This is a genomic window from Microbacterium sp. (assembly GCF_031178525.1).
In the GTDB taxonomy this organism is placed as follows: Bacteria; Actinomycetota; Actinomycetes; order Actinomycetales; family Microbacteriaceae; genus Microbacterium.
The window spans coordinates 1-11,773 of sequence record NZ_JAPSJA010000064.1 but is presented as its reverse complement, the minus strand read 5'-3'; the positions used below and the strand labels follow the sequence as shown (position 1 = coordinate 11,773).

The window sequence follows — 11,773 nt, the reverse complement described above, 5'->3', positions numbered from 1 at the left end:
TCGCGGGTGCACCGCACCTCCTCCGCCGTGGCGTCGCAGCCGGGGAACGCCTGGCCGAGCGCATCGCGGACGAACTGCTCGTGCTCCGCGGAGATGACCGCCGCGTTCGAGTTGAGCGCCATCGTGCCGCCGCCCTCGGGCGTCCAGTAGCACGTGAGGTTCGGCGAGCCCTGGATCACGTCGAGCAGATCGGCGAGCTTCGAGCTCGGCACCAGGTCCGCGCCCGACGGGTTGAGTGCGCCGAGCTCGGCGAACAGCCAGTCCTGCATCTGCAGGGAGTACGCCTCCTCGCAGCTGGCGGGCAGGGCGCCCGCATCCGGCGTCTGCGTGGGCGTGGGCGTCGGCGTCGGCGTCGGCGTCGCGGACTCGGTCGGCTCGGGCGACGCCGTGGGCTCGGGCGACGGTCGGGTGGTGGGCGCCTCGCTCGTCGGCGCCGGCGAGGCGGTCGGGCCCGGCGTCGGCTGGCACGCGGCGAGCGCGAGCACCGTGAGGACGAGCGCGGGTGCGGCGAGACGGACGGGGCGCATGGCCCCATCCTGCCTCACGACCCGCGAGAGCGCTCGGGCGGCGCGCGATGTCGCGACGCCCGAGCGCTCCGCCGGGCACCTACCGGAACGACCGCAGACGCAGGCTGTTGAGCACCACGAACACGCTCGAGAACGCCATCGCGGCGCCCGCGATCATGGGGGTCAGCAGACCGAGCGCGGCCAGGGGGATCGCCGCCACGTTGTAGCCGAAGGCCCAGAACAGGTTGCCGCGGATGACCCCCAGCACGCGACGCGAGAGCCGCACGGCGTCGGTCGCCGCGGCGAGCGAATCCCGCACGAGCGTGATGTCGCTCGCATGCATCGCCGCGTCCGTGCCGCCACCCATGGCGATGCCGAGATCGGCGGTCGCGAGCGCCGCCGCGTCGTTCACGCCGTCGCCCACCATCGCGACCCGGTGCCCTTCGCCCTGCAGGCGGCGGATCTCGGCGACCTTGCCCTCGGGAGAGACACCCGCGGTGACCGTGCGGATGCCCACCTCCGCCGCGACGGCGCGCGCCACACCCTCGCCGTCTCCCGTCAGGAGCACGATGTCGAGACCGAGACCCTGCAGGCCCGCGATCGCCGCGCGACTGTCGTCGCGCACGGTGTCGGCGACCAGGATGGCCGCCCGCGCCGTTGCGCTCATGCCAGGGGCAGAGGCCCATCCGACGATCACGACCGTGGCGGCCGCGTCCCGAGAGACCGCGGTCAGCTCCTCCGGCACGCGCGCGCCGCGGCCCACCGCGAACGCGTGGCTCCCCGCGAACGCCTCGCGCCCAGCCACCGTGCCCGTGACGCCGTAGCCGGCGTGGTTGCGGAACCCGACGACGGGCGGCAGCTCGACTCCCTCCGCCGTCGCGACGATCGCGCGAGCGATCGGGTGCTCCGAGCCCGATTCGAGGGCCCCGGCCATTCGCAGCACCTCGTCGCGGTCCGCGCCGCGTGCGAGCACGATGTCGTGCACGGACATCCGCCCGCTCGTGACGGTGCCGGTCTTGTCGAGCACGATCGTGTCGATCCGGCCCGCGCTCTCGATCGCCTCGGGGCCGGTGATCAGGACGCCGCGCTGAGCGCCTCGTCCGGTGCCGACCAGGATCGCGACCGGCGTCGCGAGCCCCAGGGCGCAGGGGCACGCGATGATCAGCACCGCGACGGCGGCGATGAAGGCCGCCTCGAGACTCTGGCCGGCCAGGAGCCAGCCGCCGAACGTGAGGACGGCGAGGCCGATCACGACGGGAACGAAGACGCCGGAGATACGGTCGGCGAGACGCTGGATGCGCGACTTCCCGGCCTGCGCATCCTCGACGAGCGTCGCGATCCGCGCCAGGCGGGTGTCCGACCCGACCGCCGTGGCGCGCACCACGAGCCGCCCGTCGGTCGCGATCGTGCCTCCTGTGACGACGGAGCCCGCGCCGACGGGCACCGGCAGCGACTCGCCGGTCAGCATGCTGGCGTCGACGGCGGCCTCGCCGTCCTCCACGAGGCCGTCGGTCGCGATCGTGCCGCCCGGGCGGACGATGAAGCGGTCACCCGGCTGCAGGCGGTCGATCGGCACGGTGTCGCCGTCGCGTCCCGCGTCGTCCGCGAGCACGACCTCGCGTGCGCCGAGGTCGATCAGGGCGCGCAGCGCGGCGCCTGCGCGGCGCTTGGAGCGCTGCTCGATGAAGCGCCCGAGCAGCAGGAACGTCGTCACGACGGCCGCGACCTCGAAGTAGACGTGCATGCCGCCCGTGACCGTCACCCACGCGCTCCACAGCAGGGCGGCCAGCGTGCCGAGCGTGATGAGCGTGTCCATCGTCGCCGCACCATGACGCGCGTTGCGCATCGTCGCGCGGTGGAACGGCCATCCGGCCCACAGCACGACGGGAAGGCTCAGCGCGAGCGCCGCCCACTGCCACCCCGGGAACTGCAGAGGCATGATCATCGAGACGAGCAGGATCGGCACGCTGAGGACGCCGGCGGCGATCAGGCGGGTGCGCAGCGGTGTCTCACCCGGTGCGTCCTCGACGTCGTGCACGTGGCCCGAGTGATCCCCCTCCCCGTGCTCCGCGTGGCTCGTGCGGTCAGCGTGATCGGCGTGATCGGCGTGATCGGCGTGATCCGACGCGCGCGGTCGCGCACCCGCCCGCACGGTGGCGTCGTAGCCCGCGGCCTTCACAGCCTCGACCAGAGCCCGGTCATCGACGGCGGCCGGCACCTGCACCTTCGCGGACTCGGTCGCGAGGTTCACCGCGGCCTCGGCGCCCGGCACCAGCTGCAGGCGCTTCTCGACGCGCGCGACGCAGCTCGCGCAGGTCATGCCCTGGATGTCGAGCACCACGTCGCGTCGATCGTCCTGAACGGAATGAGTCATGGCTGTCCCCTTTCGTGGGTTCACCGCCTACCAACCATGATACCCCCCTGGGGTATTCCGCGGGGATCCGCGACGTAGGCTGGAGGCATGATCAACGAGCTGAACGAGCGGGCAGTCGCCGCCACCATCGACCACGCGATCCTGAAGCCGGACTTCACGCGCGCCGACGTGGATCGCGAGCTCGACATCGCCGCGGAGTGGGGCGTGTTCAGCGTGTGCGTGCGCCCGTCCGACATCGCCTACGCCGTGCGTCGCCTCGACGGCACGGGCGTCGCGGTCGGCACCGTGATCGGCTTCCCGCACGGCACGACGTCCACGGCCGCGAAGGTCGCCGAGCTCCAGCGGGCGAAGGACGACGGCGCCTCCGAGTTCGACATGGTCGTGCACATCGGCGCACTCCGCTCGGGCGAGGACGACCTCGTGACGGCCGACATCGCCGCCGTCGTCGAGGCCGCGGGCGGGCGCTCCTCCGAGGGCGGATCCATCACCAAGGTCATCCTGGAGACCAGCTACCTCGACCTCGAGCAGATCGCCCGCGGCAGCCGTCTCACGGAGGCCGGCGGCGCGACGTTCGTCAAGACGTCGACCGGCTTCGCGGGCGGCGGGGCGACGGCCGAGCACGTGTCGCTCATGCGCGAGAGCGTCTCCGCCGCCGTGCAGGTCAAGGCGTCGGGCGGCGTACGCGGCCTCGATGCGGCGATCGCGATGCTCGAGGCGGGCGCGACGCGACTCGGCACCAGCGCGAGCGCCACGATCCTGGGCGAGCTGCGTGCGCGCGCGGATGGCCGCGCGACGACAGGCGCCGAGGACAGCAGCAGCTACTGAACTCCCGCTGTCCCCTCTCGCGCGGCGGGGCCGAGGCCGATCGGACCTCGTCGCGCCCGAGGAAGCTCAGCGACCGGAGGTGGCCTCGGTGAGCGCGAGGCGGGCGCGCGCCACGTCGTCCGCCATCTGCTCGATCAGCTTGTCGACGCCCTCGAACGCGACCATGCCGCGGATCCGCGCGACGAACTCGACCGCGACGCGGCGGCCGTAGAGGTCGAGATCGGTCTCGTCGATCACGTACGCCTCGACCTGCGGCACCTCGACGTCGTCGAACGTCGGGTTGGTGCCGACCGAGATCGCCGCCGGGTAGCGGACCCCGGAGCGCAGCACGCCCTCGGGCGCGTGCTCGATGAGCCACCCCGCGTAGACGCCGTCGGCGGGCACGTAGCCCTCGGCCTCGGGCGACAGGTTCGCGGTCGGGTAGCCCAGCTCGCGACCGCGCTTGAGGCCGTGCACGACCTCGCCGGTCACGGCCGGATAGCGGCCCAGCAGCTTCGCGGCCCGCTCGACGTCGCCGGCATCCAGCAGCTCACGGATCCACGTCGACGAGACGCGGCGTCCGTCCTCCGCGCTCGCGACGTCGGCGACCTCTTCCACGGCGAAGCCGAGCTCCTGCCCCATCCGGCGCAGCAGCGCGACGTCCCCCGCACCCCCGCGCCCGAAGCGGAAGTCGCTGCCGACCAGCACCCGCTGGGCGCGCAGCCCCGCGACGATCACGCGTCGCACGAAGGCCTCGGCCTCCTCGGAGGCGAGGTCCTCGTCGAAGCGCAGCATGAGCGCCGCATCGATGCCCGTGCGCCCCAGCAGCTCGACCTTCTGCGTCATGCCGACGAGCGATCGCGGCACGCGCTCGGGCGCGACGATCGCGAGCGGATTGCGGTCGAACGTCACCGCGACCGTCCGGGCCTCGGTCGAGGCGGCGTCGACGAGCATCTTCTCGATGAGCGCACGATGGCCCGCGTGGACACCGTCGAACTTTCCGATCGCGATGACCGTCGGTCCGAAGTCGGCCGGCACCTCGGAGACGTCCTGGAACAGGATCATCGGACCGCCTCTGCGGGCGCCTCGGTCGCGACGGCGGGCGGGGCTGCGCGGTGCGTGATGAGCCACCACAGACCCAGGAACGGCAGCACGAGCGGGATGAACAGATACCCGTTGCCGAAGTGCGACCAGACGGTCGCCTCGGGGAACAGCTCGGGCACGATGAACGAGACGGTGCCGACGACCAGAACGCCGACGAGCTCGAAGGCGATCGCCACCCAGGCGACGCGGTACCAGGCCTCGCTGCGAGAGAAGATCAGAGCGAGCGTGGCGAGGATGTAGACGACCGCGGAGGCGGCCGACAGCGAGAAGGCCAGCGGCGCCTGCTCGAACCGCTCGACGATCTGCACGAACGATCGACCGGTGGCGGCGAGCGCCATCACGGCATAGACGATCACGAGAACCCGGCCGATGCCGGTCATGCGGCGCGAGGGCTTCGTTTCACTCATAGCCCCTCAAGTCTAGGCGCGTGCGCCCGGGCGACCACCGGATGCTCAGGCGACCTGGATCGTCCAGATCACCTGCATGCGCCACACCATCACGGCGATGGACAGCGCGACGACGCCCATGATCACCGTGCTCCAGCGGCTGCGCTCGATCAATGCCCACGCGACTCCGGCGGCCGGGAGCAGGACGGCCGACACGAGGTACGTCCAGAACTCCAGCACGCTGCCCGTCGGCGGATTGCCCGCGAACGGCGCCACGACCGCGATCACGACCTGCACGATGAGCAGCAGCTGGACCAGCGCGAGCGCGCCGACGCTGACGTCGCTGGGGCGCCTCCCGGCGAGGCCGAGCACGACGCCCAGCAGCCCGGCGACGACCGCGACGACGAGCTGGACGATCGTGAACCACAGGATCACGCCGGCACCTCCGGCATGTTCATGGCGCTCTTGAGCGCGTCTCCGCGGCGCTCGACGATTCCCACGAGCGCGCCGTCGGGACCGATCGCGGCCGCGTTCGCGCCCGTGATGCGGCCCGCCGCGCCATCCAGGCGCTTGCCGTGCCGCAGATCGCGCGCCTCGTCGGCGCTGACGTCCAGCCGCCCGAGCACGCGCGCTGCCACCTCGGCCGGCTCGAGGATGGCGGGCTGCTCCGCCAGAGCGTCGAGGGTGTGCGCGTCTTCGAGGAAGAACGGTCCGATGCGCGTGCGACGCAGCATCGTGAGATGCCCCCCGACCCCGAGACCGGCGCCGAGATCGCGCGCGAGGGCCCGGATGTACGTGCCCGACGAGCAGTCGATCGTCGCGTCGACATCGACGAAGCCATCCGTGCGCCGGATCGCCCGCACCTCGAACCGATCGATGGTCACCTCCCGGGCCTTCAGAGCGACGTCCTGGCCGGAACGAGCCAGGTCGTAGGCCCTCCTGCCGTCGACCTTGATCGCCGAGAACGTGCTCGGCACCTGCGAGATCGCGCCCGTCAGCTCGGCGGACCCGCCGGCGATCCGCTCGTCAGAGACGGACGCGAGCTCGTCGGATCCGGACGTCGACACGATCTCGCCCTCGGCGTCGTCGGTCGTCGTCGCCGCCCCGAGGCGGATCGTCGTCTCGTACGTCTTGTCGAGGCCCACCAAGTACGTCAGCAGGCGCGTCGCGCCCTCGATGCCGAGCACGAGCAGGCCGGTGGCCATGGGGTCGAGCGTGCCGGCGTGCCCGATCTTGCGGGTGCCGAAAGCCCGGCGCGTACGCGCGACGACGTCATGGCTGGTGATGCCGCCCGGCTTGTCGACGAGCAGGATGCCGGACGCGGAACGCATACCCCCCAGCGTACGTCTCCGACGGGACCGGCCTGCGAAGCGGCGCAGACGGCGCCGCAGCGAACCCGGCGCCCGTAGGCTTTCTCGGTGACCGACTACCGCTCAGCCCACACGGCCGACATCCCACCTCTCGTGCTCTACGCGATCCTGCGGCTGCGGGTCGACGTGTTCGTGGTCGAGCAGGAATGCGCGTACCCCGAGCTGGATGGCCGCGACATCGAGCCGACCGCCGTGCAGCTGTGGGCCGAGGAGGCCGGAGAGGTGATCGCGACCCTGCGGCTGCTGACAGACGGACCGGATCGCCGGATCGGCCGAGTCGCCACCGCAGCGCGCGCCCGCGGCCGCGGTGTCGCCGCCGACCTCATGCAGCGCGCGCTCGCAGAGTGCGAGGGTGCGGTCGTGCGGCTGGACGCGCAGGCGCACCTGGCCGGTTGGTACGCGCGCTTCGGCTTCGCACCCGACGGACCGGAGTTCCTCGAGGACGGCATCCCGCACGTGCCGATGATCCGCGTCGCCTAGGCAGCCGCCGGCCCGTCAGGAGCAGGCGGCCGCGCGGGTGCCGGGCTGACCCATGCTTCGGGTCCGCATTCGGGGACACCGGTCCCGGCCGGCCTCTCCCCGCCACCTACGCTGGAGGGATGCCCGCTCTTCCGCTCGCCGCGCGCCTGATCCCCTGGTTCGCGCGCGAGAAGCGGGACCTGCCATGGCGGGCGCCGGGCTTCGGCGCGTGGGGGGTGCTCGTGAGCGAGTTCATGCTGCAGCAGACCCCCGTGAACCGCGTGATCCCGCATCTGAAGGCCTGGCTCGAACGCTGGCCGACGCCGACGGCGCTCGCGGCGGATCCGCCCGCCGAGGCCGTGAAGCAGTGGGCGAACCTCGGCTATCCGCGGCGCGCCCTCTGGCTGCACCGCGCGGCGGTGGAGATCCGCGACCGACACGACGGCGTGGTGCCGCGCGAGATCGACGCGCTGCTCGCCCTCACCGGCATCGGCGACTACACCGCCCGGGCGGTCGCGGCGTTCGCGTACGGCGACCGTCATCCGGTCGTCGACACCAACACGCGCCGCGTCATCGCCCGCGCCGTGCAAGGGCGAGCGCAGCCCGGCCCGCCGCACCGGCGCGACCTGACCGACATGGAGGCGCTGCTCCCGCACGACCCGGCGGACGCCGCCGTGGTGAATGCCGCGGCCATGGAACTCGGGGCGGTCGTCTGCACGGCGCGCTCACCGCGCTGCGCCGTGTGCCCCCTCGAGGACGTGTGCGCCTGGGTGCTCGCCGGCCGTCCGGACACGCCGGATCTGCGCCGCCGGCAGGCCAGGTACGAGGGCAGCGACCGCCAGGCGCGCGGCGCCGTGCTGCGCGCCCTGCGGGAGCGGGGCGCGCAGCCTCAGGACCACGTGCTCGCGGACTGGCCGGATGCGCTCCAGCGGGACCGCGCCATCCTGAGCCTGCTGGACGACGGCCTCGTCGAGGTCGAGCACGGCGTGCTGCACCTGCCGCGGAGTTGAGCGGCCGGCGCGTCAGTCGCCGTCGACGTCCGCGTCGTGGGGCTTGACGTACGGATCGGCATCGCCCGCGTACTGCGCAGACGCCGCGATCCCGGCGACGGCTTGGTCGCGCTCGCGCGCCTCACGCAGCAGGGCGTCAAGATGCCCGGCGTTCTCCGGCAGGGCGTCCGGGATGAACTCCAGCGTGGGCGTCAGGCGGGTGTTCAGCTTGCGGCCCACCTCGCTGCGCAGCATGCCGGTCGCGGCCTTCAGCGCGGCCGCGCTGGAGGCGCGCTCCTCGTCCGATCCGTAGACCGTGAAGAAGACCGACGCGTGCTGCAGGTCGCCCGTGACGCGGACGTCCGTGATCGTCACGAAGCCGAGCCGCGGATCCCGCAGACCCTTCTCCAGCCGTTCCGCCAGGATCACCCGGATCCGATCCGAGAGCCTCGCCTGTCGTTCCTGACCAGCCATGGAGTCCTCCTTCTGTGTGTCCCCGTGGGATGAATCTCCGAGGGGACGGAACGGCCCTGCCGGGCGGCCGAAGCCGCCCGACAGGGCCAGTGTCTCAGAGTCTGCGCGAGAACCAGCCCGTTTCGACTCGTCGCTGCGCTCCTCGCTCGACGACCTACCAGCGGTCGCCTCGCGACGAGTGTCAGGAGCGCGGCTTCTCGATCATCTCCGTCGTCTCGATCTCGTCGCCGATCTGGATGTCGTTGTACTTGCCCAGGCCGATACCCGCCTCGAAGTCCGTGCGGACCTCGGTGACGTCGTCCTTGAAGCGACGCAGCGACTCGATCGCCAGGCCGTCGGCGATGACCACGCCGTCGCGGATGACGCGCGCCTTGGCGTTGCGCGTGATCGTGCCCGAGCGGACGATGACACCGGCGATGTTGCCGAACTTGGAGGAGCGGAAGACCTCGCGGATCTCCGCGACGCCCGACTGCACCTCCTCGTACTCCGGCTTGAGCATGCCCTTGAGCGACTGCTCCACATCGTCGATCGCGTTGTAGATGACCGAGTAGAACCGGATGTCGACACCCTCGCGCGATGCGGCCTCGCGGGCCTTCGCGTCCGGACGGACGTTGAAGCCGATGACGATCGCGTTGTCGATCGTCGCCAGGTTCACATCCGACTCCGTGATGGCGCCCACGCCGCGGTGGATGATGCGCAGCTGGACGCTCTCGTCGACCTCGATCTTGAGCAGCGACTCCTCGAGCGCCTCGACGGCACCCGACACGTCGCCCTTGATGATGAGGTTGAGCGACTCGACCTTGCCCTCCTGGAGAGCACGCGTGAAGTCCTCGAGCGACATGCGCTTGCGGGCCTTGGCCAGCTGGGCGTTGCGCTCGGCGGCCTCGCGCTTCTCCGCGATCTGGCGGGCCGTGCGGTCCTCCTCGGTCACGATGAACGTGTCGCCGGCACGCGGCACCGAGTTCAGACCCTGCACCTGCACGGGACGCGAAGGCCAGGCCTCCTCGACGTGGTCGCCGTTCTCGTCGATCATGGCGCGCACGCGGCCGTAGGCCGTGCCCGCGACGATCGCGTCGCCGACGCGCAGCGTTCCCGACTGGATGAGCACCGTGGCGACGGAACCGCGGCCCTTGTCGAGCTTCGCCTCGATCGCGACACCGCGCGCAGCCTTGTTCGGGTTGGCCGTGAGGTCCAGACCGGCGTCGGCCGTGAGCAGCACCGCGTCCAGCAGGTCCTGGATGCCGGTGCCCTGGCGGGCCGACACGTCGACGAACATGACGTCGCCGCCGTACTCCTCGGCGACCAGACCGTACTCGGTGAGCTGCTGACGCACCTTGGCGGGGTTGGCCTCGGGCTTGTCGACCTTGTTCACCGCGACCACGACCGGCACGCCGGCGGCCTGGGCGTGGTTCAGGGCCTCGACCGTCTGCGGCATGATGCCGTCGTCGGCCGCGACCACGAGGATCGCGATGTCGGTCACCTGCGCACCACGGGCACGCATGGCGGTGAACGCCTCGTGACCGGGGGTGTCGATGAAGGTGATCGCGCGCTCGATGTCCTCGTGCTCGGTCCAGATCTGGTACGCACCGATGTGCTGCGTGATGCCGCCGGCCTCGCCCTCGACCACGTTGGTCTTGCGGATGGCGTCGAGCAGTCGCGTCTTACCGTGATCGACGTGACCCATGACGGTCACCACCGGCGGACGGATCTCGAGGTCGTCGGCATCCTCGTCCAGGAGCTCCTGCTCGAGGTCGAGACCGAAGCCCTCGAGGAGCTCCTTGTCCTCGTCCTCGGGCGAGACCATCTGGATCTTGTAGCCGAGCTCCTCGCCGAGGACCTCGAAGGTCGCCTCGTCGAGCGATTCGGTCGCGGTCGCCATCTCACCCAGGTTGAACAGGATCGTGACGAGCGTTCCGGGCTGCACGACGTAGCCGCGCAGCGCCTCGAGCTTGTCGGCGAAGTCCGAGATGGACGCGCCGCGGCGCAGGCGGATGATCTCGCCGTTGCCCTTCTGGACGTTGACGCCGCCGACGACGGGCGCCGACCGCATCTCGAATTCCTGGCGCTTCGCGCGACGCGACTTGCGCTGCTTCGACTTGCCGCCGCCCTTGCCGAACGCGCCGGCCGTGCCGCCGCGTCCGCGGCCTCCGGGGCCGGGACGACCGGGGAAGCCGCCACCGGGCGCGCCACCGGGCGCACCGCCGGGACGGAAGCCGCCGCCGCCACCGGGGCGACCGGGGCCACCCGGGCGCTGCTGGAACGGAGCACCGGGACGACCGCCGCCACCACCGGGGCGACCCGGACGACCGGCGCCGCCGGGACCACCGGGACGCGGGGCACCCGGACGGGGTGCGCCGGGACGCGGCGGCTGGGGCTTCGGGATGTTGCCGGGCGACGGGCGCTGGCCCATGCCCTGCGCGGAAGCGAAGGGGTTGTTGCCGGGACGCGGGCCGGCGGGGCGCTGCCCCATGCCCTGCGCCGAGGCGAACGGGTTGTTGCCCGGACGCGGGCCACCGGGCTTGGGCGCGGGGCGCGGGCCACCGGGCGTGGGCGCGTCGGACGACGCAGCGGCGGCGGGCTTCTCGGCCGCCGGGGCAGGGGTGGATGCCGCGGCCGGCGCGGGGGCCGGAGCCGGCGCGGGGGCCGGAGCCGGCGCGGCCGGAGCGGGCGCCTGCTCGGCCTTGGGAGCCGCCGGCTTGGCCGGGGCGCCGGGCTTCGCGGAAGTCGCACGGGCCGGACCGGGGCGACCGGCGGGCTTCGCCGCGGGCGCCGGCTTGTCGGCCGCGGGCTTGGCACCGTCGGCCTCGAAGGCGGCACGCAGCTTGCGCGCGACGGGCGGCTCGATGGTCGACGACGGGCTCTTCACGAACTCGCCGAGCTCCTTGAGCTTCGCCAGGGCGACCTTGCTGTCGACGCCGATCTCCGCAGCGATCTCATGTACGCGTGGTTTTGCCACAATTCTCCTGTCTGGGCGGCCTACCCCGGACAGGGCAGACCTCTAAAGGCGGACGGGTCTCATTTCGAGCCGTTCACTTTGTTTCCATAGCCGTTCAGCCATTCCTCGAAGGTCTGCGTGTCAAGCGGGCCTGACACACGCAATGCTCGTCCGAAGGCGCGGCGCCTGAGGGCGTTGTCCGCGCACTCGCGAGTGGGATGAAGCCACGCGCCCCGACCTGGTGCCGCCTTCCGCTCGTCGATGACGAGCTCGAGACCGCGCGAGACCACTCGGATCAGAGCGGTACGGGGGGCACGCGTGCGACAGCCGACGCACGTTCGTACTGCATCCATCCTACCCTCTCTTCTCCGC

The 11,773-nt window shown here is 72.1% G+C and carries 11 protein-coding genes and 1 pseudogene; 3 read left to right on the top strand and 9 right to left on the bottom strand.

The features are described 5' to 3' along the window. Both RIF89_RS06240 and RIF89_RS06235 read right to left on the bottom strand, forming a co-directional pair. Positions 1-527, bottom strand: a pseudogene (locus tag RIF89_RS06240) (hypothetical protein); the annotation flags it as partial. A gap of 79 nt (positions 528-606) precedes the next feature. Beyond that, the gene (locus RIF89_RS06235; protein ID WP_309068270.1) at positions 607-2,880 is read right to left on the bottom strand and encodes a heavy metal translocating P-type ATPase; all 2,274 of its coding nucleotides are present in this window, start codon (positions 2,878-2,880) and stop codon (positions 607-609) included. 87 nt (positions 2,881-2,967) lie between these two features. Here RIF89_RS06235 and deoC point away from each other — a divergent pair, with 87 nt between their 5' ends. Continuing rightward, positions 2,968-3,705: a deoxyribose-phosphate aldolase gene (gene deoC, locus RIF89_RS06230; RefSeq protein WP_309068269.1), complete on the top strand. Its 738-nt coding sequence runs from the start codon at positions 2,968-2,970 to the stop codon at positions 3,703-3,705. 66 nt (positions 3,706-3,771) lie between these two features. Here deoC and RIF89_RS06225 read toward each other — a convergent pair whose 3' ends face one another. The 4 genes from RIF89_RS06225 to truB are packed head-to-tail and all read right to left on the bottom strand — an operon-like array spanning position 3,772 to position 6,505. After that, entirely contained in the window at positions 3,772-4,749 is a 978-nt protein-coding gene (locus RIF89_RS06225; RefSeq protein ID WP_309068268.1) for a bifunctional riboflavin kinase/FAD synthetase, read from the bottom strand. Beyond that, positions 4,746-5,195, bottom strand: a complete 450-nt coding sequence (locus RIF89_RS06220) for a hypothetical protein (protein ID WP_309068267.1) — start codon at positions 5,193-5,195, stop codon at positions 4,746-4,748. Before RIF89_RS06220 ends, RIF89_RS06225 begins: the two co-directional genes overlap by 4 nt. A 45-nt stretch (positions 5,196-5,240) precedes the next feature. Then, entirely contained in the window at positions 5,241-5,609 is a 369-nt protein-coding gene (locus RIF89_RS06215; protein ID WP_309068266.1) for a hypothetical protein, read from the bottom strand. Continuing rightward, positions 5,606-6,505, bottom strand: a complete 900-nt coding sequence (truB, locus tag RIF89_RS06210; protein ID WP_309068265.1) for a tRNA pseudouridine(55) synthase TruB — start codon at positions 6,503-6,505, stop codon at positions 5,606-5,608. The genes RIF89_RS06215 and truB overlap by 4 nt, the downstream gene beginning before the upstream one ends. Before the next feature lie 87 nt (positions 6,506-6,592). Between truB and RIF89_RS06205 the strand changes: the two genes are divergently transcribed. Next, positions 6,593-7,024, top strand: coding sequence for a GNAT family N-acetyltransferase (locus tag RIF89_RS06205; RefSeq protein WP_309068264.1), 432 nt, complete (start codon positions 6,593-6,595; stop codon positions 7,022-7,024). 119 nt (positions 7,025-7,143) lie between these two features. Next, positions 7,144-8,013: an A/G-specific adenine glycosylase gene (locus RIF89_RS06200; protein WP_309068263.1), complete on the top strand. Its 870-nt coding sequence runs from the start codon at positions 7,144-7,146 to the stop codon at positions 8,011-8,013. A gap of 12 nt (positions 8,014-8,025) precedes the next feature. Here RIF89_RS06200 and rbfA read toward each other — a convergent pair whose 3' ends face one another. From rbfA to RIF89_RS06185, 3 genes are all read right to left on the bottom strand, one after another. Next, positions 8,026-8,466 carry a 30S ribosome-binding factor RbfA gene (rbfA, locus tag RIF89_RS06195; RefSeq protein ID WP_309068262.1) on the bottom strand — a complete coding sequence of 147 codons (441 nt, stop codon included), beginning with the start codon at positions 8,464-8,466 and terminating at the stop codon, positions 8,026-8,028. Positions 8,467-8,647: 181 nt separating this feature from the next. Next, on the bottom strand, positions 8,648-11,422 hold the full coding sequence (infB, locus tag RIF89_RS06190) for a translation initiation factor IF-2 (RefSeq protein ID WP_309068261.1): 2,775 nt from the start codon (positions 11,420-11,422) through the stop codon (positions 8,648-8,650). Positions 11,423-11,481: 59 nt separating this feature from the next. Continuing rightward, positions 11,482-11,754 (bottom strand): YlxR family protein, encoded by a 273-nt coding sequence (locus RIF89_RS06185; protein ID WP_309068271.1) that lies wholly within the window; start codon positions 11,752-11,754, stop codon positions 11,482-11,484. Positions 11,755-11,773: the final 19 nt, after the last annotated feature.